Genomic DNA, 23,435 nt, shown 5'->3' with positions numbered 1-23,435 from the left:
CAGTCGTGCGTCTGGCCGCTGACGCGATCCATCCTAAATAGAGTTTCGCCATGAGCGACATCCAGGCCCAGTTCTCCGTTCTGAAGCAGACCGCCGATCCCAAGGTGGTCGATGCGATTGCGCAGCTGATCGCCAATGGTCAGGACCGCGAGCTCAACCGTATCAATGTGCTGGATTTTGCCGACCGTGCCGGGCTCGACCAGGAGAAGGTCATCTCCGGATTCCTGCACGCATCGCGGCTGGGCCTGTTCGACATGAGCTGGAACGTGCTGTGTCCCGGCTGCGGAGGAGTTCTGGGTGCACATGCAACGTTGAAATCGCTGAAACACGAGGATTACAACTGCGCACTCTGCGCAGCTGGCTACGAGGCGTCTGTCGACGAGATGGTCGAGGTGGCCTTTACCGTCAGTCCGCGTGTCCGCCGTATCGGCGCTCACGATCCCGACACGCTGCCGATATGGGAATACGTGCGACAGATGTTCTGGAGCTCCGGTGTCGACATCAGCGATGAGTCGTTCGCGCGCCTCATCAACGAAGTGACGCTCGAAGCGCTCGAATTACCGGCCGGCGAAAAGGCGATTCTCTCGCTGAACCTGCCTAGCCAGTTCATCATCGTTTTCGAGCCGGTCACCCATTCCGCCCATTTCCTGGATGTTCAGGGTGAGCCGACCAACGAACGTCAGCAGCTTTCGATCATGTTCAACAAGCTGGAGGCGCCCACGGGGACCACCGTGATGCGCCCAGGACCGTTGCGGCTTACGCTCGAGAACCAATCAGGCAATCGCGTATTGCCGTCGGTCTGGATTGCCGCCGACGCGTTGCATGAGATGATCGGCAAGCGCAAGCCGATCCTGACGGCCAAGCGGATGCTGTCCAATCAGACGTTCCGCGACGTCTTCAAGGCGGACAATCTCAACGTCGACCAGCGATTGAAGATCACGTCCCTGACCTTCCTGTTCACCGACCTGAAGGGGTCGACGGCCTTGTACGAGCGCGTCGGGGACCTCAGTGCTTTCGATCTTGTGCGCGCGCATTTTCGTGCGCTGCTGGAGATCATCGCTGCCGAGAAGGGTGCAGTCGTGAAGACGATCGGCGATGCCGTCATGGCGACCTTCGTCAGACCTGAGCACGCCATCACCGCCGGACTACGCATGCGTGCAGCCATGGATGAATTGAACAAGCAGCGCGGCGCTAACGATCTCATTCTCAAGATCGGCATCCATGAGGGCCCCTGCCTTGCGGTGATGCTCAACGAGCGGCAGGATTATTTCGGCCAGACCGTCAATATCGCCGCCCGCGTGCAGAGCCTGTCGACCGCGCAGGAGATTCACATCACCGGCCCGGTGCTGGATGCGCCCGCAGTCGCCGAAGTGCTCGAGCAGCGCGCCATCAAGCCGATCCAGAAGCAGGCCGCGCTCCGTGGCATCGCCGACAAGATGGTGGTGTACGAGATACCGTGAGCTTCGGACCGTCATTCCGGCTTCGCGCTTTGCGCGCCGGAATGATCGATATCCAGATTGCCGAAACGTAATACGCGCGCGGAACTGACGCACGTTGCGCCGGTTGAGTTTCCCGCTCATATATTGCTGGTAACGGCCGCGCTCCTTGCGGCGTCATCGATCTCGGTAGGACCCATGCTCGAAGGCTTGCGCCGATTCATCGCCGACATTGTCGGTCCCCAAGCCCAGGACCGCGCATTCGGCGACAGCGATTACCGCTTGGCCGCGACCGCGCTGCTGGTCCATGTGGTCTCGCTGGACGGCCAGCCGAGCGCGGCCGAGCAGCGCAAGCTGCACAGCCTGATCGAAAGCCATTTCGGGCTCGATCGCGGCACCGCTGACCGTCTCATCGCCGACGCCACCCAGGTCGAGGGCGAGGCCGTCGACCTCTATCACTTCACCAGCGTCATCATGCGCTCGCTCGACGAAGCGGGTCGCAAGCGGATCGTGCAGATGATGTGGGAGCTGGTCTATGCCGACGGAGAGGTCAGCGAGTTCGAGGACAATGTGGTCTGGCGCGCGTCCGACCTGCTCGGCATCTCCCAGCGCGACCGGATCGAGCTGAAGCACGCCGTTGCGGAGCGTGCCGGTGGCAAGGCCAAGGATCGCGCCGTCGGACCTGTCCCCGGCGGATTGCCTGGCCTGCGCGCCACATGACGAAACTTTAATGTAGGCCGGCGATCCCCGCTTTCGCGAATTCGGCTGCAAATTCCGGCCTTCCTGCTCGCCCTGTCGCCCTCACAAGCAGCCATGCTGCCGGCGCCGCTTGCCTGGTGCGCACGGCCTATGCTCTCGTTCAGCGATTGCCGGGGCCACAGACTTCAATTCAAGAGACTTATGTCGTGACTGAGCGGGTAACGTTGATCACCGGTGCCTCGGCGGGCATCGGGATGGAGCTGGCGCGTGTATTTGCCGCCAATGGACATCGCCTCGCGCTAACGGCGAGACGGGCGGATCGGCTCGAAGCGCTCGCGAACGAGCTCGCCGCCAAGGGCGGCAAGAAGCCGATCGTGATCGCCTGCGATCTCGAGGACCCGCATGCAGGCGAGAGGATCGCCGCAGCGCTTGCCGCCGAAGGCGTCGAGCTCGATCATCTCGTCAACAATGCCGGCTTCGGCGTGTTCGGCGATGCCATCGAGCACGATCGCATCGCGCAGCTCGGCATCATCGATGTCAACGTCCGGGCCCTGACGGATCTGTCGTTGCGCTTCGCCGATCAGCTCATCCGGAACAAGGGCGGTATTCTCAATGTCGGCTCCGTCGCAGGCTTCCTGCCCGGCCCCGGCATGGCCGTGTACTACGCGTCCAAGGCCTATGTGATCTCCTTCACCGAAGCATTGCGGGCGGAGCTCGCGCCCCGCGGCGTCCGCGTCACCGTGCTTTGCCCGGGCCCGGTGCCCACGGAATTCCAGGCTCGCGCCGGCCTTGGATCGCAACATGATACGGCCATGCTCAACGTCTCCGCCGCCGAGGTTGCGCGGGCGGCCTATCGCGGCCTGATGGCCAACAAACGGGCAGTATTGCCGGGTCTTGGCATCAAGATTGTGCCGTTCGCGCTGCGCTTCTTCCCGCGCGGCTTCATTCTGGCCGCCACCAGCCGGTTCCAGAGGCAGAGGCGCTGAACGATGCCGGCCACGTCCGTAGTGGCCCGGAGCTTGCTTCAAGCACGCGGCGTGTGTGCGCAAACTCACACGATGTTAACCATCGCTTAGCTATGCTGGTCTGAACCGATAGCACTTGCAGAGGCCATGTCGTTCCGGACGGACAGGTTTGGTGGCGCAGAGGTGGTCGCCTTCCCACAGAGGGCGGCGAGCGTCGCCGCCGCTGAAACCCGGCTGCCGGTTCTGATCGTCCTGCATCAGGAATGTTCGACACCCGGCCGCGTCGGCAATGCGCTGCGCGCGCTCGGCCATCGTCTCGACATCCGCCGTCCCCGCTTCGGCGATCCCCTGCCGGAGACGCTGGATCAGCATGCCGGCGCCGTGATCTTCGGCGGGCCGATGAGCGCCAACGATTCCGACGACTACATTCGCCGTGAGATCGACTGGATCGAAATTCCGCTCCGCGAGCAGCGCCCGTTCCTCGGCATCTGCCTTGGGGCGCAGATGCTGGCGATGCAACTCGGGGCCCGTGTCGCGCCGCATGCGCAGGCGCTGACGCAGATCGGGTACTATCCGATCAGGCCGACCGGCGCGGGCCGCTCGCTCTGCCCGCACTGGCCGGCTCAGGTTTATCACTGGCATCGCGAGGGCTTTGAGCTGCCGGTCGGCGCGGAGTTGCTCGCCGAGGGCGATGATTTCCCGGTGCAGGCGTTCCGCGCCGGCAATGCTTTCGGCGTGCAGTTCCACCCCGATGTGACCTATGCGATGATGTGCCGCTGGACCACACGCGGCTATGACGGCTTCAGCGCGCCCGGTGCACGGCAGCGGCATCATCACTTCGCGGATCGCGCCGTCTACGATGCCGCCGAGCGCGCCTGGCTCGATCATTTCCTCGACCGCTGGCTGGAGCGCCGGCCGGTGCTGGCGCAAGCCGCCGAGTGATCGCGCCTTCGCGCAGATCCTTGGCGCAAGTCCTCACCCCATCCCTGGATATGCTAGGCTCGCCGCCAACGAGCGCGCGCGAAAAGCGCGCCGGCAAACCAGGGAGAGAGCGTCATGACCTACGAACACATTCTCTATGAGGTGAGCGACAAGGTCGCGACCATCACGCTCAACCGCCCCGATCGCATGAATGCGTGGACGCCGATCATGGAGCGCGACGTGCGCCACGCCATGGAAGCATCAAACGCCGACGACAACGTCCGCGTCATCGTCCTCACCGGCGCGGGCCGCGCTTTCTGCGCCGGCGCCGACATGGATGCGCTGAAGGGCCTCGATCCCAACGATGTCAGGCGTGCCTCGAACCTGCCGCCGTTCGACATGAATCGCCGGCCGGACTGGCAGACGCGGTACGGCTATTATCCTTCGATCAAGAAGCCGGTCATCGCGATGCTCAACGGTGCGACCGCCGGCATCGGCCTCGTCCACGCACTCTATTGCGACCTGCGCTTTGCCGCCGACAACACCGTGTTCACCACGGCCTTCGCGCGGCGCGGTCTGATTGCCGAGCACGGCATCAGCTGGATGCTGCCGCGCATCGTCGGCCATGCCAATGCGCTGGATCTGTTGCTCTCGGCGCGGCGCGTGGGAAGCGAGGAGGCGTTGCGGATCGGGCTGGTCAACCGGCTTTCTTCACCGGAGAAGCTGCGCGAGGACACCTACGCTTACGCGCGCGATCTCGCCGATTTCGTCTCGCCGAGCGCGATGGCCGTGATCAAGCGCCAGCTCTACGAGGTACCGTTCCAGACGCTCGCCGAGGCGACGATCGAGGCCAACCGCGAGATGATGGTGGCGCTGAACGGGAGTGATTTCCGGGAGGGCGTGGCGAGCTTCATGGAGAAGCGGCCGCCGAAGTTTACGGGGAGGTAGGGGTGGATGTCCGCCGTCGCCCTTCGGGCTATGGCGGGACAGCCTTCGCTCACTTCGCTACGAGAGAGCAGGGCTGGATTGCCGAGCCGTAGCTCGCGAAGCGAGCGAAGGCTGGTGGAGCCAGGCGGGATCGAACCGCCGACCTCGTCATTGCGAACGACGCGCTCTCCCAGCTGAGCTATGGCCCCTTTGCTGGCCGCTCTGGTGAACGCGGCCGACAACCGGGCGCCATTTAAGTCCCCGCCAAGGTCAAGTCAAGGACGGCTGTAACCCGGTTTTGGCCGTCCAGGCGCCGACTTCCCTTGTTTGGGCCTGACGGAACCGATATCTAGCAAACGGGGCGTCAATCCCGATTGAGCCAGAGTCTTCAAAAGCCAGAGGCCTCATAAGCCATGCGTGCCGTTCTCGACATCGTCATCATCGTGCTCGACCTCTACGTCTGGCTGCTGATCGCCGCCGCGATCCTGTCCTGGCTGATCGCCTTCAACGTGGTGAACACGCGTAACCAGTTCGTGTCGGCGGTGGCGGAGTTCCTGTACCGGATCACCGAGCCGTTGCTGGCGCCGATTCGCAATTTCCTGCCCAGCCTCGGCGGCCTCGACATCTCGCCGATCATCCTGATCCTGATCATCATGTTCATCGAGCGGGTGATCCTGTACTACATCTACCCAAACGTGATCTGAGCGGGCGGGAGCGCCTTGGTCGCCAACAAGGAGCCTTGTTGTCAGGAGCCTTGGCGCTACTCGGCCGCAGGAATCAGCATCGCGCTGCGGGTGACGCCGCGCGGCGGCCGCGACGACATCGACGGGATCGAGCAGCTTTCGGATGGCCGCAGCGTGCTCAAGGTGAGGGTGCGCGCCATTGCTGACAGCGGCGAGGCCACCAAAGCCGTTCTCGCGCTGCTGGCGAAATCGCTCGGCGTGCCCAAGGCCAGTGTGAAACTGCTGTCCGGAGCGACCTCGCGGTTGAAGCAGATCGCTGTCGATGGCGATCCGGTGCGGCTCGGCGAAGCCCTGCACCAGCTTGTGTCGGCCAAATCGAAGGACTGAGGGAACAGACATGACCGCTGAGATCATCGATGGAAAAGTTATTGCGGCGGAACTCCGCGGCCGCGTCACTGAGGAGGTCGCCCGCGTCAAGCGCGAGCACAATCTGGTGCCGGGCCTTGCGGTGGTGCTGGTCGGCAATGACCCCGCCAGCGAAGTCTATGTCCGCTCAAAGCACACCCAGACCCAGACCGCGGGCATGGCCTCGTTCGAGCACAAGCTGCCGGCCGACGTCTCGCAGGCAGACCTGCTGGCGCTGGTCGCAAAGCTCAACCGCGATCCCGCCGTGCACGGCATTCTCGTGCAATTGCCGTTGCCGAAGGGGCTGAACACCGAGGCCGTCATCAACGCCATCGATCCCGCCAAGGACGTCGACGGGCTGCATCCGAACAATGCCGGCCGGCTCGCCGGCGGCTTCGAGGCGCTGTCGCCCTGCACGCCGCTCGGCTGCATCATCCTCACCAAAAGCGTGCACGCCTCGCTCGAGGGCATGAACGCCATCGTCATCGGCCGCTCCAACCTTGTCGGCCGTCCGCTGGTGCAATTGCTCTTGAACGAGAACGCCACGGTGACGATCGCGCATTCGCGCTCGCGCGATCTGCCTGGGCTCGTGAAGAAGGCAGACCTCGTCTATGCCGCGGTTGGGAAGCCCGAGATGGTGCGCGGCGACTGGCTGAAGCCGGGTGCGACCGTGATCGACGTCGGCATCAACCGCATTCCGAAGGAGGATGGCAAGACCCGCCTCGTCGGCGACGTCGCCTATCAGGAAGCGCTTGCCGTTGCCGGCGCGATCACGCCGGTGCCGGGCGGTGTCGGCCAGATGACGGTGGCGTGCCTGCTGGTGAACACGCTCCGCGCGGCCTGCGCGATCGCCGGCCTGCCGAAGCCGGCGGTGTAGGTAAACTGTCGTGCCCCGGACGCAGCGCAGCGCTTCTTCAGCGGTGCGCTGCTGAGCCGGGGCCCAGTGGCGGCATGGGTCCCGGCTCAGCGTCGCGTCATTACATGCCGCGCCGCGTCCGGGACACGGAAGCTCAGCCCTTCTTCTTCTTCTCGCGCTCGATGCCTTCTTGGATCAGCTTGTGCGCTTCCTCCGGGCCGCCCCAGCGCAGGATCTTCACCCACTTGCCCTTTTCGAGATCCTTGTAGTGCTCGAAGAAGTGCTGGATCTGCTGCAGCGTGATGTCGGGCAGGTCGGAATAGCTCTTCACCTTGTCGTAGCGCTGCGTCAGCTTCGACGACGGCACCGCCAGGATCTTCTCGTCGCCGCCGGCTTCGTCTTCCATGAACAGCACCCCGACCGGGCGCACGCTCATGACGGCGCCGGGGATGATGGCGCGGGTATTGATGATCAGCACGTCGCAAGGGTCGCCGTCATCCGACAGCGTGTGCGGGATGAAGCCGTAATTACCGGGGTAACGCATCGGCGTGTAGAGGAAGCGGTCGACCACCAGCGTGCCCGCCTCCTTGTCCATCTCGTACTTGATCGGTTCGCCGCCCACGGGGACCTCGATGATGACGTTGACGTCGTGGGGGACGTTCTTTCCGATCGAGACCGCATCGATACGCATTCAAGGCTCCGTTGTTGCCGAGGATAAATCGCGCCCGGCAGCGATTTTGGCGCTGTCATACGCGGGCTTGGCCCGCTGATCCATCGCGTTTTTGTGAAATAATGAATCCGGCGATCACCGGCTCGAGCGGCCTGCGGTATCGACGGATGGGAACGCTGCCCGGTGAGGGTTTCAGCAGCTCAATTGGTCCAAGCGAAGGCAATCTTGTCGAGCGCCTTCGGCCCGAAACGCTCCGACGAGCGCGCCACCATGCGGCCACCCAGAGCACGGTAGAACTCGGTGGCCGGGTCGTTGTCCGAGAGCGCCCACACCACCATGCTCTTCAGCCCGCTCTGCATCAGGTCGCGGCGGGCGGCGGCAAACAGGCGGCGGCCGAAGCCGAGGCCCTGAAATTCGGGCCGCAGATAAAGCTCGTAGATCTCGCCGTCGAAATGCAGGCTGCGGGCCCGGTTGCGGCCGTAATTGGCATAGCCGGCGATCTTGTCACCGAACACCAGCACGCTGACGCGGCTGCCCTTGCGGATCGCGCTGTCCCACCATTGCGGACCGCGGCGGTTGATCAGCTTCTCCAGCTCGGCACCGGGAATGATGCCCTGATAGGCCGAACGCCAGGCTTCGTCATGGGTCGACGCCACCGCAGTTGCATCTGCAGCTTTGGCTGGCCGGACCTCGATCAGGGTTGTGCTCATGGACGCGATCAAACCAAGTCGCCGCGCCGGCGGCAAGACCTATCGTTAATTATCGGTTAACCTGTGGACTTTCTGCATCAGTATTTCGGCCATGTTGTGCCGAAAGAGGACAAGCCGCCGTGTCAAACGCCAACCGCAGGGCGGGCGTCGGTGCAAAACGACGTGGCGGCAACGAGGGGCGGCAATGGCACGGCAAAAAGTCGGCCGATAATGATTCGTTCCTACTAATCTGGCTGTCCCTTTTTCGCTTTCGCTCTCGGCAATTCATGCGGCTCCTCAACATCATCGCGCTCCTGCCTCTGCTGGCTTTGCTGACTGCGCCGCCGCTGTGCGCGCAGGTCAGGTTCGGTCCATCGGGAGAGGAGGGCGAGCCGTTTCGTCGGCAGCAATGGCTGGTGCCATCGCCGGATACCGACCTTGCTGCACATGCACTGCTGTTTCGTCCCTCGGGCCCAGGTCCGTTCCGGCTCGCGGTGATCGCACACGCCTCGACGCAGAACACGTTGCGTCGGGCGCAAATGCCGCAGCCGGAATACCGCCCGCTCGCAGCCTTCCTCGTCGCGCGCGGCTTTGCGGTGCTGGTGCCGGAGCGGCCCGGCCATGGTGCGACCGGCGGCCGCTACCTCGAGGATCAGGGCGGCTGCGACGAGGCCGACTACGCACGCTCGGGACGCGCAACGGCCGACGCAATCAAGCTGGCGCTGGCCCTTCTGCAAAAGCAGGACTTCATCCGCAAGGATGGCGCGATCGTGATCGGCCATTCCGCCGGCGGGTGGGGTGCGCTGGCGCTCGGCGGTACCGATCCGAAGTTGATCTCCGCCATCACGGTGTTTGCACCGGGACGGGGCGGCCATGCCAATGATGAGTCTAACCGAATCTGCGCGCCGCACACCCTGCTCGCCGCGGCAGCGGAATTCGGCAAGACCGCGCGCATTCCCGTCACCTGGCTTGTTGCGGGCAATGACAGCTATTTCGCGCCCGCGTTCTCGCAGAAACTCGTCGATGCGTTTCGCGGCACTGGCGGCAAGGCCGAGTTTCGCCCGCTGCCGGCCGTCGGCAGCGAAGGCCATTGGATGATCGAAACCGAAGCCGGCGTCAAAGCCGCCAGCGGCGAACTCGCGCGCGCGCTGAACCCGCCCAGGCCTGTGGCGACCAAGAAGCCATGACGCTGTATTTCCTGGTCAAATTTGTTCACGTGCTCGGCGCCATCGTCATCCTCGGCACCGGGGCCGGTATCGCCTTCTTCATGCTGATGGCGCATCGCACGCAGGATCCGGAGTTCATCGCCCGCACCGCTTCGATCGTGGTCATCGCGGACGCGATCTTCACGCTGTCGGCCGTGATCCTCCAGCCGCTCAGTGGCGGCGTGCTGATGATGCTGTCGGCGACGTCGATCACGGAGCGCTGGCTGCTGGCCTCACTCGCGCTCTACGCGATTGCCGGCTTGTTCTGGGTGCCGGTCGTGTTCATGCAGATCGAGATGCGCGACCTCGCGCGCAAGGCTGCTGCGCAGCGCAGTGCGCTGCCACCGCGCTATTTCCTGCTGTTCCGCCGCTGGTTCGCGTTCGGCTTCCCCGGCTTCGGCGCGACCGTGCTGATCCTGTGGCTGATGATCGCGAAACCGTTCTGAGAGAAGCGATGAGTGAGCGAACCGTTTTGTTGCTCGGCGCCTCCGGCCTGATCGGCCGCTTCGTCACCGACGATCTGCGCGCGCGGGGTTTTCGCGTCGTCGGCGTGGCGCGGAGCATGTCGCCGGGGCAGCGGATGAGCGCGCTGGACATCGAACTGCCGATCCTCACCCTCGACGCGGCCGCGTTGACGCGTCTTTTGAGCGAGCATGCGGTGGACGTCGTCGTGAACTGCCTCGGCGTGCTCCAGGATAGCCCCGGCAGCAACACGCGCGCGGTGCATCGCGATTTCGTCGCGCGCCTGCTTCAGGCGATCGGTGGCAGCGGCCGCGCAATCCGGCTGGTGCATATCTCGATCCCCGGCACCGCGGAGGCGGATCGCACCGCCTTCGCCACGACCAAGCGCGAGGCCGAGCGCCTGATCGGAGCTAGCGGCATTCCCCACGCCATCCTGCGGCCCGGCTTCGTGGTCGCACCGTCAGCCTATGGCGGCAGCGCCATGCTCCGCGCGCTTGCTGCCTTTCCAATCGATCTGCCGGCCAAGGAAATGGCAACGCCAATCCAGCCCGTGGCGATCGAGGATATTTCGGCGACCATCGCCTGGCTCGCCGCACGCGACATCGACGATGCCGCGGTAAGGGCGGTGAGCTGGGACCTGATGCAGGCCGAACCGGTCACCATGGCCGGCGTCGTCAAGCCGTTTCGCCATGCGTTCGGCACGGCCGGCTGGCCGCGCATCGCGATGCCGCGCTTCATGCTCGATCTCGGCGCGAAACTCGGCGATGCCGCCAGCTATCTCGGCTGGATGCCGCCGATGCGCTCCACCGCCATCGCCGAGCTGCGCCGCGGCGTCATCGGTGATCCCTCCGCGTGGATCGCCGCGACGGGCATCGCGCCGAAGACGATGGCCGAGGCGATCGGACGCCATCCTGCCAACATCCAGGACAAATGGTTCGCGCGCCTGTTCCTGGTCAAGGCGCTGATCGTCGCAAGCCTGGTCGCGTTCTGGCTCGTCTCGGGCTTCATCGCCTTGTTTGTGTCCTACCGTGCCGCCGCCGGCATTTTGACCGCGCACAACTTTCCGCCCGCGCTGGTCGATCCCATCACCATCGGCACCAGCCTGATGGACATGAGCATCGGCATATTGATCGCCTTCCGCCGGACAGCGGCGGTCGGGCTGATCGCGGGTATTTTCGCTTCGCTCGGCTATATGGTTGGCGCAGCGATTCTCACGCCCGATCTCTGGATCGAGCCGCTTGGCGCGCTGGTGAAGACGGGGCCGGCGATCGTCTTGATGGTCGTCGCGCTCCTGATGCTGGATAATCGGTAGCGTTTTCGAGCGAAGTGGATTCCGGTTCGCGCGAAGAAAACGCGTCAAAAAGAGAGTCTGATGCCCAAATGGCCCGACGATAACGTGATCCTGTTCGACGGCGTCTGCATCTTCTGCTCGCGCTGGGTGCGGTTCGTCGCCAGGCGCGACACGGCGAAGCGATTTCGCTTCACGCCGATCCAATCGGATTATGGGGCGCGGCTGGCGCGCACGTTCGGCATCGAACCCGATGATCCCGACACCAACGCGGTCGTCCACGGCGGCGAGGTGTTCATGAAGTCCGATGCCGCGCTGACGGTGCTGTCGCAGCTTCCCGGCTGGGGCTGGGTGCGCGTGCTGTTTGCCGTGCCGAAGCCGCTACGGGACGCGGTCTACAGCCTCGTCGCGCGCAACCGCTACCGCATCTTCGGCAAGTACGACGTCTGCTTCGTGCCTGACGCAGACTTGCGGGCGCGGGTGATCGAGTAGCATTCTTCGTCATTGCGAGGAGCGCAGCGACGAAGCAATCCAGGCTGCCACTGCGGGAAGATTCTGGATTGCTTCCGCCTTCGCCAAGGCTTCGGCGGACAAGTCGCTGCGCTCGCAATGACGGAGTTTGAGGCTACGACCGGCCCAGAGCCGCCAGCACTTCCATCGCCGCCCGCTCGCCGCTGTCTCGCGCCCCGTGCGCCGTCGTAAAGAACGTGGGCGACGTCGCTTCTCCGGCGAAAAACAATCGCCCGTCCACCGGCGTCGCCAGCGCCGCGCGATCTCCGGCATGCCCCGGCAATGCATGCGAATACGACCCCCGCGCAAACGGATCATGAGCCCAGCGGGACTCGCAGAGCGGCTTCAGCTTGCGCCTGATATCGTTGCCGAGAAAGCCGGCGATCTCGTCGATGCTGTGCGCGGCGAAGGCGCCGTCGCCGGCGTCTTCCAGCTCGCGGGCAAAGCTGCCGCCGAAAAAGCCTTCGATGCAGGGCTGGCCGAACGGGCGGATGTGGTAGGTGCCCATCTCCGTGCGCATGGTGGCGCCGCGCAGATTGCCTTCTGTCGGGAAAGCCTCTGCATCGCCAAGCGCCAGCATCACCTTGTCGTCGACGCCGAGCGGCAGGCCGGCGGCGGCGTCGATTTTGGCGGGAAGCGGCGGCGAGAAGCGGAGTACTTCCTCCGCGATGAGATTGGTCGGCACGGTGACGATCACCTTGTCCGCGGTCAGCGTGCCTCGCGACGTCCCGATGCGAATGCGTTTGTCGGAGTGATCGATCAGCGTGACGTTGCAGTTCAGCGCCACGGGACACGGCGCGCCATAGGCTGCGATCAGCGCGCCATAGCCGCGACGGACGCGCCAGTTGAGGTTCGTGTCCTCATAAGCGTCCCAGTCCAGCGTCGACATATCCTTCAGCTCGCAGCCGTTGATATAGGTCGAGATCGCGTCGAGCATCGGATTCCAGCGATTGCCGGGCTCCAGGCTCAGGCTCGCGGGTTCGTCCTTGCCCTTCTGCGCGGCCTCCCACAGGCGCTCGTAGAACGCGTCCATCGCGTGCATGAAATCGTCGCGCTCGCTTTCCGGAAAGGCATTGCCGTAGGCGCGCTCGCGCCAGGGCGGCAGGTCCTTGTTGAGCTCGAAGCCGAGCTGTCGCGCGATCGACACGAAGGAGTTCTTGTCGGCCGAATGCAGCCAGCCGCAGCCGACGTCGAACGTCACCTCGGGTGAGGCCTGCACCGTCCAGGCCCGGCCGCCGAGTCGGTCACGCGCCTCCAGCACGATGACGGAGAGGCCGCTGTCCGTCAGTGCATGGGCTGCGCCGAGGCCAGCGGCACCGGCGCCGATGATCGCGACGTCGACGGAGGAGGGAAAATGCATGGGCGAATAGTGAGTAGCGAATGGCAAATAGGGTTATAGCAGACCGCGCCGCGCGGTCTTCCCTATTCGCTACTGGCCATTCGCTATTCGCGGCCTTACGCCACCGCTTCCTTGGCCTTTTCCGCGCGCTTGCGCTCGTTCGGGTCGAGGTGCTTCTTGCGCAGACGGATCGACTTGGGGGTGACCTCGACCAACTCGTCGTCCTCGATATAGGCGAGCGCCTTTTCCAGCGTCATGCGGATCGGCGGGGTCAGGCGCACCGCTTCGTCCTTCGAGGTCGTGCGGATGTTGGTGAGCTGCTTGCCCTTGAGCACGTTGATCTCGAGATCGTTGTCCCGGGTGTGCTCGCCGACGATCATGCCGCGGTAGACCTTCCAGCCCGGCTCGATCATCATCGGGCCGCGGTCTTCCAGCTTGAACATGGCGTAGGCCACCGCCTCGCCCTGGTCATTGGAGATCAAGACGCCGTTGCGACGGCCCTGGATCTCGCCCTTGTAGGGCGCATAGCCGTGGAACAGGCGGTTCATGATCGCGGTGCCGCGGGTGTCGGTGAGCAGTTCGCCCTGGTAGCCGATCAGGCCGCGGGTGGGCGCGTAGAACACCAGGCGCTGACGGTTGCCGCCCGAGGGCTTCATCTCGATCAGCTCGGATTTGCGCTCGCTCATCTTCTGCACGACGACGCCGGAATGTTCCTCGTCGACGTCGATCACGACCTCCTCGATCGGCTCCATGGTGGCGCCGGTCGCTTCGTCCTTCTGGTAGACGACGCGCGGTCGCGACACCGAGAGCTCGAATCCCTCGCGGCGCATGGTCTCGATCAGGATCGCGAGCTGCAATTCGCCGCGGCCGGACACTTCCATCGCGTCCTTGTCGGCGGATTCGACGACGCGCAGCGCGACGTTGCCTTCGGCCTCGCGCAGCAGACGGTCGCGGATCATGCGGCTCGTCACCTTGTCGCCTTCGGTGCCGGCGAGCGGGGAGTTGTTGACGATGAACGACATCGATACGGTCGGCGGATCGATCGGTTGCGCCGGCAGCGGCACCTCGACGGTCGGATCGCAGAAGGTGTCGGCGACGGTGCCCTTGGTGAGGCCCGCGATGGCGACGATGTCGCCGGCTTCGGCTTCGTCGAGCGGCGTGCGCTCGAGGCCGCGGAACGCCAGGATCTTGGTGATGCGCCCGGACTCGACCAGCTTGCCGTCCGCGTTCAGCACCTTGACCTGCTGGTTCGGCTTCAGCGTGCCGGAGGAGATGCGGCCGGTGATGATGCGGCCGAGATAGGGGTTGGCTTCGAGTATGGTGCCGATCATCCGGAACGGACCTTCCTCGACCTTCGGCGGCGCGACGTGGCGCAGGATCAGGTCGAACAGCGGCTCCATGCCCTTGTCCTGCGGACCCTCGGGGCTTTCGGCCATCCAGCCCTGCTTGGCCGACCCGTACAGGATCGGGAAGTCGAGCTGCTCCTCGCTGGCATCGAGCGCCGCGAACAGGTCGAACACCTCGTTGATCACCTCGGTCGGGCGCGCATCGGGGCGGTCGACCTTGTTGATGACGACGATCGGCTTGAGGCCGACCTTGAGCGCCTTGGAGACCACGAACTTGGTCTGAGGCAGCGGGCCTTCGGCGGCGTCGACCAGCACCAGGGCGCCGTCCACCATGTTGAGGATGCGCTCGACCTCGCCGCCGAAATCGGCGTGGCCGGGGGTGTCGACGATGTTGACGCGGGTGTCCTTCCACTGCACCGAGGCGGCCTTGGCCAGGATGGTGATGCCGCGCTCGCGCTCCAGATCGTTGGAGTCCATGGCGCGCTCGGTCACCTTCTGGTTCTCGCGGAACGTGCCGGATTGCTGCAGGAGACGGTCGACCAGGGTGGTCTTGCCGTGGTCGACGTGGGCGATGATGGCGACGTTACGAAGATTCATGAGGGAGCTTCTTTGCGGTCGAACAATGGGTTAAGCGCGATCTCGCCGGTCGGACCGGGACCTCTTCTCGAAACAACGCTGGAAGACTGGAAACGGGGCGCTTTCCGCCCAAAAAGGAAGCCCGGCCATATCAGACCGGGCGCCCTGCGCGTTGCGGCGCAATATATGCAAAAACGGCCAAAAAACAATGTGTTCTTTGGCCGTTGGTTGACTGAATTTTGTCCGGGAATCCCCGGGGCTTAGCTGCCGTTCCGGGCCGGCGGGGCCTTGCGCCCCTTGATGGCCGCCCAGATCAGCACGACGCCTCCGATGCCAACCACCAGTCCCAGGAAAACAAGCGGCGCGATGTCGGAATCGAGCTTGCCCTCATCGATCACCGAGGCCCCGCCGAACAGCAGCGCGCAGACACCCGGCAGCAGCAGGATTATCCCAGCGATCACCATCAGCGCGGTGAGGCAACCGCTGCGAGCCGGGCCGGGCGCGGGTGGCGGCAGACCCGGCGGTGGCGTATCGCTCATCGTGGGGCCTCCTCGGTTTGCCTCGCCTCGCGATAGGTCTGCCCCTCAAGCCCGGCACGAATCCGGGAGATGGCGCCATTGCGGTAGAACAGATTGTAGGTGTCGAACGGAATGATCGCGCCCTGCTCGGTCACAAAATGGATGCAGCTGCGCTTGACGTTTCCGACGCAGAAATTGAAGCGGTCGAGAAACTGCACGATGGTGACGCGGAAGACGTTTTCGTACGTGAGCCCTTGCGGCACCTCGAAGCTCGGCAGGCAGCACAGGAGTTCGCAGACGCGTTCGCTGGTGTTGAGCGGTCCTGAGGACAGCGAGAACAGATCGACGAACTTCTCGCGCAGCACCGGATATTTCTCCGGGCTGATCGTGTTTGGCATCACCGCAACCAGCTGCTCCTGCTGTAACAGCGAGGTCAGCGGCAGCACCTTCTCGCCGTTGCGCAAGCCATAGCCGATCGAGATGCTCTCGGGGTTGCAGGGCAGCGGGATCATGTCCTTGTCGCCGAACACGCCCGTTTCAATCACGCGCTTGCGGATCTCCGACAGCATGATGCGGTCGGTATTCGTGTCGAAACTCTCGTTGCGGCCGGCATCCTGGACCGGCTGCAACGTCACCCCGCGCACGCATTTCCAGGTCAGCGCGTGGCGCACGATGTCGCCGATCTCGGCATCGTTGACGCCGCGCTTGATGGTCGCGACCAGCGTGGTCGAGACGCCGTATTGATCGAGATTCTCCAGCGCCTGCTGGCGGATTTTTCGCAAATCCGCGCCGCGCAGGTTGATCAGCGCATCGCGCTGCAGCGAATCGAACTGGAGATAGACCTCCAGCCCGCGCCTGTTCTTGGCGAGCCGCGCCACGAAATCCTTGTCGCGCGCGATGCGCAGGCCGTTGGTGTTGATCATGACGTGGCGGATCGGGCGGGCGCGCACGGCATCCAGGATCTCGAAGAAGTCCGGATGCAGGGTGGGCTCGCCGCCGGAAATCTGCACGAGATCGGGCTCGCCTTCACTGGCGACCAGGGCGTCGAGCATCCTCTCCACGGTCGCGAGCGGGGTGAATTTCGTTCGTGCGGGCGAGGACTCCGCGAAGCAGACCGGGCAGGTGAGATTGCAATGCTCGGTGATCTCGATCAGCGCCAGGCAGGAATGCTGCTCGTGGTCGGGACAGAGGCCGCAATCATAGGGGCAGCCGAATTGGGTTCGCTCCTGGAATTGCAGCGGCCGGTCGCCCGGCTTGATGAAATCCTTGCACAGCCGCCAATAGGCGGCATCCGTCGACACCAGCGTCGATTGCACGCCGTGCTCCCTGCAGCGCTTTTCGTACCAGACCTCGTTGCCGAGGATCTGGATCTTGGTCGGCACCAGCTTCAGGCAGGTCTCGCAAAGAGATTGGGTCTGGCCCCAGAAGATGTAGGGACGCGACTTACGCAACGGCGCGTTCATGCAAGTGACTCTTTTTGTAAGCGTCTCGTTTTGGACGCCGTCGCCAGCATGACGACGGCGTAGAGCAGGACGGCCAGCGACAGAAGGTGAAACAGGGTCAGGGGCCCGACCAGCGTGCCATAGGGCTTGAGGAATTCCCATAGGAAGCGTTGCGCTCCGTAATAGGCAAGCACCAGGTAGAAACCATTGGTGATGGTGAACGCGTTCCGGTTCAAGACCGCCAGCACATAGACGAGCGCGAACAGGGCCATGGCCGCGCTCTCGTAGAGCTGCACGGGATGGCGGCGAACGCCGTCGCCGAAATCGTGGCCGAAGGGCAGCGCCGTCGGCGTGCCGTAGGTGAAATCGTCGAGGCCCGCGAAGTAACAGCCGATCCGGCCGATCGCGATGCCGAGCGCCAGCGGCAGCGCGAACCGCGCGCCGGTTCGCACCGTGACGCCAGCGGACCATTTGTAGAGCTCGATGGCCACGATGCCGCCGGCGAGCGCGCCCTCGACCGAGCGTGCAATGCCGCTTTGCCCCGACAGCCACAGATTGGCGGAGCCGAACAGATAGGCGCCAAGGCCTGCGCCGAACACCAGCGCGGCGACATAGGGCAGCGCGAAGGATTGCGAGGCAAACTGCAAGCCCCGTCGCGACAGCCAATAGAGGGCGGCCGCCGCCGCCAGCCAGGCCAGGATATCGAAGAAGGTGTGAAGGAAAGCCCCGCTCATCCGCGGGATATTATAGCATGGCAGGCGTTGGGAAGCGCGCGGCACATATTTGTGCCCTCTCCCCTTGTGGGAGAGGGCAGCTCCGCTATTTGCCACACGCACATTTGGGTGAGGGGTATCTCTCCGCGAACTCAACAACCGTGGGACTCGCGGATAGAACCCCTCATCCGGCGCTTCGCGCCACCTTCTCCCACAAGGGGAGAAGGAAGAGCTGACTGCGCCTTACCCCACCTCCCGCTCCTCGGTCGGATAGACGCCGCGCAGCACCTCCTCGAAATGCATCTTCACCGCATCGTTGCACAGGCAGGCGCGCAGCCTCAGGCCGTCGCGGTTGCGGACCAGGATCGAGCCGCGCCGCGTGTCGAGCACGCTCTCAGCCCTGAACGACTGAAGCACGCGGCTGGCATAGGAGCGCCCCACGCCGAGCAGGGTCGCGAGCTGTTCGTGGGTCAGCGGCACGCTGGTCTCGTCGCCTGTCCGCTCCATCGCCGCCAGGATCCATTTGGCGGTGCGCTGCTCGATCGAATGGATTGCGTTGCAGGCGGTCGATTGGAAAATCTGGGCCAGCATGCAATCGGCATAGCGGGCAAAGATGTTGCGCAGTGACGCCGAGCGCAGCTTGGCCGCTTCCAGCTTGGCGACGTGAATGCGCGCAAAGGGCCCGCCGAATTTCACGCAGATCCGGGTATAGGCGGGCAGAAACCCCTCGCTGACGATGCCGCCCACCGCGCCTTCGCGGCCGACCAGAATGGTTTCGACGTCGCGGCCATCCTCGTTGGGGACGAGGAAAGTCGCGAGCGAGGGACCGCAGGGGAAATGGGCGACCTGCACGTCATCGCCGGGATTGTAGAGCAAGTGGCCTGCTGCAGAATCCTCGACCGTCACGTGCGGTGCCAAGAGGCCGTAATCGGCCTGGCTCAAGCGCCGCAGCAGATTGTTGGCCGGCCGGCTCTCGACCTCGGTGACCTTGCCGATACGCGCATCCATCCTGAACTCCCACCTGCGACCTTAGCGAGTTCCATCCGTTTCCTGTGTGCACAAGTGGACAGACCAGAGAACGATGATGTGGTGAGTTTCGTTCCGGGAACCCTCCGGTGCGCTGGGCGCAGGCATCGTGTCGCGGCAGTCCTGATCCAAAAACCCCCAACCAAGATGCGATCATGGCACCCGCACCCTCCAATGGCACAGGCTGGCCGGCCGATGTTCTGATCGTCGAGGACGATCCGATCATCGCGATCGATTTCGAGGATCGCCTGCTCGGATTCGGCGTGTCCGCAGTGCGGACCGCGGGTTCGGTGAGGCAGGCATTGGACGCCATCGCGAAACGGACACCTGATTTCGCGCTGCTCGATGTCGAGCTGATCCGCGAGACGAGCTTTGCGATCGCCGAGCGGCTGATCGCGCTGAAGGTTCCGTTCGTGTTCGTCACCGGCTACGGCGCCGAGGCGCGCATTCCGTCCGAATTGGCGGGCCGGCCGCGGCTGCAGAAGCCATGCTCCAGCGACGCGCTGGAGGCGGCGCTGCGGGCACGCGCCGGCAATTAGCGGTCAGCTCTCCTTCGGATCGAGCGTGGTCGACCACAGCGCGACGTCGGCGCGGTCGCGCAAGGTCACCGTCATCTGGCCGGAGGTGCCGTCGATCTTGACGTGACCGAAGAACTGCATGCCCGCCGACGGCGGCAGGTTCTGCTTGTCGAGGCCGGGCGCCTTGACGAAACGCACCTCGGGTCCAAACGTGTTGTCCATCTCGCCAGGCCCGAACGTTCCCGCATGCAGCGGACCCGACACGAATTCCCAGAACGGCTCGAACTCCTGGAATTGCGCCTTGTCGGGATTGTAGTAGTTCGCGGCGGTGTAATGGACGTCGGCGGTCAGCCACACCGTATTTTTGACCGGCGCCATCTTGATGAAGCGCAGGAGGTCGGCGATCTCAAGCTCGCGACCGCGCGGCGGGCCGTCGCCCTGCGCGAAGGCTTCCGACCCCTTCTTGTTCGCGGCATCGTCGTAAACGAGGATGCTGAGCGGCATGTCGGAGGCGATCACCTTCCATGTCGCACGCGAATTGAGCAGGCCGCGCTTCAGCCAGGCCATCTGCTCCGGGCCCAGGAAGTAGCTGGCCGGACCGTACTCGGTCTCGACATTGTCACCGTTCGGCCCGCGATAGCTGCGCTCGTCGAGCACGAACACGTCGAGATGCGGGCCATAGGAGATCTGGCGATAGACGCGGCCGGGCTCAACGATGCTCTCCCGCATCGGGTACATTTCGTGGAAGGCACGGCCGGCGCGTGCGGCGAGCAGCGAGATGTCACGCACCTTGTAGGCGGCCGGCAAGTTCTTAGACAGTGACCAGTTGTTGGTGACTTCGTGGTCGTCCCACTGCACGAAGATCGGCACCTCCGCATTGAAGGCGCGAAGATTGTCGTCGGTGAGATTGTATTTGTGCGCGGCGCGGTACTCGTCCAGCGTCTCGGCGACCTTGGCCTTCTCCGGGATGGTCAGGTTCTTCCAGATCTTGCCGTCGGCGAGCTTCACCTCGGATTGGATCGGGCCGTCGGCATAGATCGTGTCGCCGGAGTGCAGGAAGAAATCCGGACGGTGCTTGCGCATCGCGGAGAAGGTGAACATGCCGCCATCGTCAGGGTTGATGCCCCAGCCCTGACCTGCGACGTCGCCGCCCCAGACGAAGCTGACGTCGCGGCGGTCGGCCGGCGCGGTGCGGAAGCGGCCGGTCACCGGCTCGCCCTCGATAGCGCTGTGGGAGAGATCGCGGAAGCGGACGCGGTAAAAGATATCCTGGCCGGCCGGAAGATTTTCGACCAGCAGCTTCGCGGTGAAGTCGCTCTCGGGCAGCGCCGCGATCGGCGGCAATGCGCGGGCGTCCCTGAAGGACTCGCTCGTCGCGACCTCGACCAGCATCTGCGCAGGCCGGTCGGTACGCGCCCACACCACGCCGCCGTCGACGGTGACGTCGCCGGATTGCACGCCGTGGGTGACCGCCGGCCGGTCGGCCGCGCGCGAAAGATACGGCATCGCCATCGTGCCGAGCGCACCGGCGCTGGTCGTGAGGAAGCGGCGCCGGGAGAATTTGATGTTCATGAAGATGGCTCCGAACCCGAGCTTGCAGGAAGGCACGTCATTCCGGGGTTCGCGCGTTGCGCGCCCGGAATGACGGGGCAAGCTATATTGAGACAATGTGACGCAGCAATAACGCGCGCAAGTGCTGCTCAGGCGTTGCCGGCGGCCCGGAATTGCGCGCCGGCCCGCTGCAGGTTCTGCGGCAGGCTCATCAGCACCGTCTTGCGGTCGGCGACGGCGGCGTGGAATTGATCGAGCGCAATGTTGAAGGCGGTGAGCGCGCCTTCCTCGATCGCGCCGTGATCGTAACAGCGCAGCGTATCGCGCAGGATGTCGTCGGCTTCGGTCTGCATCTGGTCGAGCTCTTCGGTCGTCTCGCACTTGCGCGCCGCCGCGATCATATCAAGCAGACGTTCGCGCTGATGATTGTTGCTGTCGCGCTCGTCCTTCTTCAGATAGCCCGCGAACCAGGCGCCGATCGAACCCATGGCGGACAGCGCCATCAGGCCCCACCAGATGTAATCGCTGTACTGGTCGAGAAAGGTTTTCTCCTCGCCGTCGACGAAGGCGGCTGCACCCGGATGCACGGGGATCACGGCGTCCTTGTCGGTATCGGGGGTCTCGATCTTCGCCGCCAGCGGGAATTCCGTCACCAATTGCTGCCGCACGGCGAACAGCTGGCGCGTGAACGCCGCGATGGTGGTCTCGGACACGCCTTTGCGCGCCACGATGTGATGCGAAAAGCTGATGGTCTTGACCTCGTCCTCGGGTCGCGCGGGCGAGCCGCCATAGGTGCCGGCTGGAATCTCGGACGCTTCATAGACCGGATGATTCTGCGCGATGGCGTCCGCTGAATCGATGGCGAGGAAGGTCGGCGTGCCGCCTTCCTTGATAGACGCTGCGATCGCGTCAGCAGTGATCCTGCTGTTGACCGGGCCGGCCGCGAGATAGACGTCGGCCTTCTGGGCCTTGATCGCCTCGGCAACTTCATTGGCGGGAAATTGCACGATCTCGACCTTGGCCGGGTCGACGCCGTATTGTTGCAGGATCACCTTGAGCAGATTGACGTTGGCCTGGGTGCGGCCGACGACGCCGATGCGATGGCCGGCGAGCTGCGCGATCTTGGTGATCTTCGCGCCTTTCTTCTTGCCCTTGGCGGGCACGGACCACAGCACCACGACGTTCTTGCGCAGGGTCGCGACCGCCTGTGCGTTCTTCGGCACGTCGAGGTCGCCGCGCACGATGGCGAGGTCGACCTTGCCCTCCGCGAGCGCATTGGCGCTGGCGGTGGCACCGTCGGTCTGGATCGGGCGCAGCCGCACCTGGCTCTTGTGCTGAGCGAAGCCTTGCGTCAGCGTCTGCACGACCTTGACGTCGTCGCTGTTGGCAGGGCCGACCGCGATCCTCAGCGTCACCGGCCGCATCGCGAAATAGTAGCCGCCGGCGAGCGCGCCGATGATGGCAAGCACCAGGGCCAGAGACACGAGCGCCGTCTTCCGCGCCGCGGATCGCGGCGAAGGCGGAGGGGGTGCTTCGGCCAGGTCCAATCCCCCGGTCATCGATCTCCCAAACAGGCGCTTCAGGCTCAGTTTCATCTTGGCCGGCGATCTATGCGTGCAATTGTAGCAAATTTCTTGTCCCGCGGGGTTACATCTCCGTCATGGTTAGCAGATGGAGGAAATCCCCGTATGAACCCGGGCGTCAGCACGGGGTTAGGGTAAAGTTCCCCTGAAGGATGGAGATGATCATGGCAGAACGGCTCTCGGCGGAGGCGCGCAGGCAGGCGTTGGGCGGACTGCCCGGCTGGACTGACGTCCCAGGCCGCGACGCCATCGGGAAAACCTTTGTCTTCAAGGATTTCAACGAGGCGTTCGGCTTCATGAGCCGTGCCGCGCTGGTCGCCGAGAAGATGGATCACCACCCCGAATGGCGCAACGTTTACAAGACGGTGGAGGTGGTGCTGTCGACCCACGATGCCGGCGGCGTCACCGCGCGCGACATTGCGCTGGCCAAGGCGATGGACGCCATCGCTGGCTGACATCAAGCTGACATCTTGCAGGGGCCGGCCGCATCCCCATGTTGTGATCAGCCGGGATGGGGCGGTCCGCCGCCTCCGGCCGAAGGGAGTTTGTCGCACATGGCTGCCGAGCACAGCGTCGGCTTCGAGCCGGCCGATCGGCTCGCGGAAGATCGCGAGAGCGTGCGCCGCCGCTTCTGGCGCAAGCTGAAGCGGGTCGCTGCGCATCTGCCGTTCGCGGAGGATCTGCTTGCCGCCTATTACTGCGCGTTCGACCGGCAGACGCCGCGCCACGTCCAGGCTTCGCTGTTGGGTGCGATCGCCTATTTCATCCTGCCGTTCGACTTCGTCGCGGACGTGATGCCCATGCTCGGCTTCGCCGATGACGCCGCCGTGCTCGCCACTGCGATCCGGATGGTTGCCAGCCACATCACAAATGAGCACCGCGACGCCGCCCGTGCCGCGCTGAAGCGCGGGCTGGATGAGGCGGAGGCAGAAGTGGAAGTGGCGGAGTAGCCTTCGCTACCAGCACACTGTCATGCCCCGGCTTGACCGGGGCATCCAGTACGCTGCGGCCTCTCGGTTCAATCGCAATCGTCTCGGAGTACTGGATCGCCCGGTCCCCGGCTCCGCCAAGGCTACGCCGGGGCCACAAGGGTGCTCGGCCGCCGAA

At 64.5% G+C, this 23,435-nt stretch carries 25 protein-coding genes and 1 tRNA gene; 15 read left to right on the top strand and 11 right to left on the bottom strand.

Annotated elements, in window-relative coordinates; all coding sequences use genetic code 11:
* Positions 1-50: 50 nt before the first annotated feature.
* The 5 genes from HZZ13_RS34525 to HZZ13_RS34505 all read left to right on the top strand — a co-directional run bounded on the left by HZZ13_RS34525 (position 51) and on the right by HZZ13_RS34505 (position 4,969).
* Positions 51-1,460, top strand: a complete 1,410-nt coding sequence (locus HZZ13_RS34525) for an adenylate/guanylate cyclase domain-containing protein (protein ID WP_197963900.1) — start codon at positions 51-53, stop codon at positions 1,458-1,460.
* Positions 1,461-1,634: 174 nt separating this feature from the next.
* Positions 1,635-2,156, top strand: a complete 522-nt coding sequence (locus HZZ13_RS34520) for a tellurite resistance TerB family protein (protein WP_197963899.1) — start codon at positions 1,635-1,637, stop codon at positions 2,154-2,156.
* 185 nt (positions 2,157-2,341) lie between these two features.
* The gene (locus HZZ13_RS34515) at positions 2,342-3,121 is read left to right on the top strand and encodes an SDR family NAD(P)-dependent oxidoreductase (RefSeq protein ID WP_197963898.1); all 780 of its coding nucleotides are present in this window, start codon (positions 2,342-2,344) and stop codon (positions 3,119-3,121) included.
* A 126-nt stretch (positions 3,122-3,247) separates the two neighbouring features.
* The gene (locus HZZ13_RS34510) at positions 3,248-4,042 is read left to right on the top strand and encodes a glutamine amidotransferase (protein ID WP_197963897.1); all 795 of its coding nucleotides are present in this window, start codon (positions 3,248-3,250) and stop codon (positions 4,040-4,042) included.
* A 114-nt stretch (positions 4,043-4,156) separates the two neighbouring features.
* The gene (locus HZZ13_RS34505; RefSeq protein ID WP_197963896.1) at positions 4,157-4,969 is read left to right on the top strand and encodes an enoyl-CoA hydratase; all 813 of its coding nucleotides are present in this window, start codon (positions 4,157-4,159) and stop codon (positions 4,967-4,969) included.
* Positions 4,970-5,081: 112 nt separating this feature from the next.
* Here the strand turns inward: HZZ13_RS34505 and HZZ13_RS34500 are convergent.
* Positions 5,082-5,157, bottom strand: a tRNA-Ala gene (locus HZZ13_RS34500).
* 204 nt (positions 5,158-5,361) lie between these two features.
* On the opposite strand from HZZ13_RS34500, the gene HZZ13_RS34495 reads away from it, so the two are divergent.
* From HZZ13_RS34495 to folD, 3 genes are read left to right on the top strand one after another with little or no spacing between them, the layout of a single operon-like run.
* Positions 5,362-5,652 carry a YggT family protein gene (locus HZZ13_RS34495; RefSeq protein WP_197963895.1) on the top strand — a complete coding sequence of 97 codons (291 nt, stop codon included), beginning with the start codon at positions 5,362-5,364 and terminating at the stop codon, positions 5,650-5,652.
* Positions 5,653-5,667: 15 nt separating this feature from the next.
* Complete coding sequence (locus tag HZZ13_RS34490) at positions 5,668-6,018, top strand: DUF167 domain-containing protein (protein WP_197963894.1); 351 nt, start codon at positions 5,668-5,670, stop codon at positions 6,016-6,018.
* A gap of 10 nt (positions 6,019-6,028) precedes the next feature.
* Positions 6,029-6,913: a bifunctional methylenetetrahydrofolate dehydrogenase/methenyltetrahydrofolate cyclohydrolase FolD gene (gene folD, locus HZZ13_RS34485; RefSeq protein ID WP_197963893.1), complete on the top strand. Its 885-nt coding sequence runs from the start codon at positions 6,029-6,031 to the stop codon at positions 6,911-6,913.
* Between the two features lie 133 nt (positions 6,914-7,046).
* Here folD and ppa read toward each other — a convergent pair whose 3' ends face one another.
* Complete coding sequence (gene ppa / locus HZZ13_RS34480; RefSeq protein ID WP_172787893.1) at positions 7,047-7,583, bottom strand: inorganic diphosphatase; 537 nt, start codon at positions 7,581-7,583, stop codon at positions 7,047-7,049.
* A 179-nt stretch (positions 7,584-7,762) separates the two neighbouring features.
* Positions 7,763-8,272: a GNAT family N-acetyltransferase gene (locus HZZ13_RS34475; RefSeq protein ID WP_197963892.1), complete on the bottom strand. Its 510-nt coding sequence runs from the start codon at positions 8,270-8,272 to the stop codon at positions 7,763-7,765.
* Positions 8,273-8,538: 266 nt separating this feature from the next.
* Between HZZ13_RS34475 and HZZ13_RS34470 the strand changes: the two genes are divergently transcribed.
* From HZZ13_RS34470 to HZZ13_RS34455, 4 genes are read left to right on the top strand one after another with little or no spacing between them, the layout of a single operon-like run.
* Positions 8,539-9,438 carry an alpha/beta hydrolase family protein gene (locus HZZ13_RS34470; RefSeq protein WP_197963891.1) on the top strand — a complete coding sequence of 300 codons (900 nt, stop codon included), beginning with the start codon at positions 8,539-8,541 and terminating at the stop codon, positions 9,436-9,438.
* The gene (locus HZZ13_RS34465) at positions 9,435-9,902 is read left to right on the top strand and encodes a DUF2269 family protein (protein WP_197963890.1); all 468 of its coding nucleotides are present in this window, start codon (positions 9,435-9,437) and stop codon (positions 9,900-9,902) included. Before HZZ13_RS34470 ends, HZZ13_RS34465 begins: the two co-directional genes overlap by 4 nt.
* A gap of 8 nt (positions 9,903-9,910) precedes the next feature.
* Complete coding sequence (locus HZZ13_RS34460) at positions 9,911-11,230, top strand: SDR family oxidoreductase (RefSeq protein WP_197963889.1); 1,320 nt, start codon at positions 9,911-9,913, stop codon at positions 11,228-11,230.
* A 60-nt stretch (positions 11,231-11,290) separates the two neighbouring features.
* A complete protein-coding gene (locus HZZ13_RS34455) occupies positions 11,291-11,698 on the top strand; it encodes a thiol-disulfide oxidoreductase DCC family protein (RefSeq protein ID WP_197963888.1) in 408 nt (135 codons plus the stop codon).
* A gap of 133 nt (positions 11,699-11,831) precedes the next feature.
* Here HZZ13_RS34455 and HZZ13_RS34450 read toward each other — a convergent pair whose 3' ends face one another.
* From HZZ13_RS34450 to HZZ13_RS34425, 6 genes are all read right to left on the bottom strand, one after another.
* Complete coding sequence (locus HZZ13_RS34450) at positions 11,832-13,076, bottom strand: flavin monoamine oxidase family protein (RefSeq protein WP_197963887.1); 1,245 nt, start codon at positions 13,074-13,076, stop codon at positions 11,832-11,834.
* Between the two features lie 95 nt (positions 13,077-13,171).
* Complete coding sequence (gene typA / locus HZZ13_RS34445) at positions 13,172-14,998, bottom strand: translational GTPase TypA (protein ID WP_197963886.1); 1,827 nt, start codon at positions 14,996-14,998, stop codon at positions 13,172-13,174.
* A gap of 239 nt (positions 14,999-15,237) precedes the next feature.
* A complete protein-coding gene (locus HZZ13_RS34440) occupies positions 15,238-15,516 on the bottom strand; it encodes a hypothetical protein (RefSeq protein WP_197963885.1) in 279 nt (92 codons plus the stop codon).
* The gene (locus HZZ13_RS34435) at positions 15,513-16,958 is read right to left on the bottom strand and encodes a radical SAM protein (protein WP_197963884.1); all 1,446 of its coding nucleotides are present in this window, start codon (positions 16,956-16,958) and stop codon (positions 15,513-15,515) included. Before HZZ13_RS34435 ends, HZZ13_RS34440 begins: the two co-directional genes overlap by 4 nt.
* Entirely contained in the window at positions 16,955-17,671 is a 717-nt protein-coding gene (locus tag HZZ13_RS34430; RefSeq protein ID WP_197963883.1) for a prolipoprotein diacylglyceryl transferase, read from the bottom strand. The genes HZZ13_RS34435 and HZZ13_RS34430 overlap by 4 nt, the downstream gene beginning before the upstream one ends.
* A 222-nt stretch (positions 17,672-17,893) precedes the next feature.
* On the bottom strand, positions 17,894-18,658 hold the full coding sequence (locus HZZ13_RS34425; protein ID WP_197963882.1) for a Crp/Fnr family transcriptional regulator: 765 nt from the start codon (positions 18,656-18,658) through the stop codon (positions 17,894-17,896).
* Between the two features lie 173 nt (positions 18,659-18,831).
* Here HZZ13_RS34425 and HZZ13_RS34420 point away from each other — a divergent pair, with 173 nt between their 5' ends.
* Positions 18,832-19,215, top strand: a complete 384-nt coding sequence (locus HZZ13_RS34420) for a response regulator (protein ID WP_197963881.1) — start codon at positions 18,832-18,834, stop codon at positions 19,213-19,215.
* Between the two features lie 3 nt (positions 19,216-19,218).
* Here the strand turns inward: HZZ13_RS34420 and HZZ13_RS34415 are convergent, their stop codons facing one another.
* Entirely contained in the window at positions 19,219-20,766 is a 1,548-nt protein-coding gene (locus HZZ13_RS34415; protein WP_197963880.1) for an alkaline phosphatase D family protein, read from the bottom strand.
* A gap of 128 nt (positions 20,767-20,894) precedes the next feature.
* On the bottom strand, positions 20,895-22,340 hold the full coding sequence (locus tag HZZ13_RS34410) for a TAXI family TRAP transporter solute-binding subunit (RefSeq protein WP_197963879.1): 1,446 nt from the start codon (positions 22,338-22,340) through the stop codon (positions 20,895-20,897).
* 152 nt (positions 22,341-22,492) lie between these two features.
* On the opposite strand from HZZ13_RS34410, the gene HZZ13_RS34405 reads away from it, so the two are divergent.
* Both HZZ13_RS34405 and HZZ13_RS34400 read left to right on the top strand, forming a co-directional pair.
* On the top strand, positions 22,493-22,783 hold the full coding sequence (locus tag HZZ13_RS34405) for a 4a-hydroxytetrahydrobiopterin dehydratase (protein ID WP_197963878.1): 291 nt from the start codon (positions 22,493-22,495) through the stop codon (positions 22,781-22,783).
* 99 nt (positions 22,784-22,882) lie between these two features.
* Positions 22,883-23,278, top strand: a complete 396-nt coding sequence (locus HZZ13_RS34400) for a YkvA family protein (protein WP_197963877.1) — start codon at positions 22,883-22,885, stop codon at positions 23,276-23,278.
* The last annotated feature ends 157 nt before the right edge of the window (positions 23,279-23,435 follow it).

The organism is Bradyrhizobium agreste (assembly GCF_016031625.1).
GTDB lineage: Bacteria > Pseudomonadota > Alphaproteobacteria > Rhizobiales > Xanthobacteraceae > Bradyrhizobium > Bradyrhizobium agreste.
This window is presented reverse-complemented; position numbering and strand designations above follow the sequence as displayed.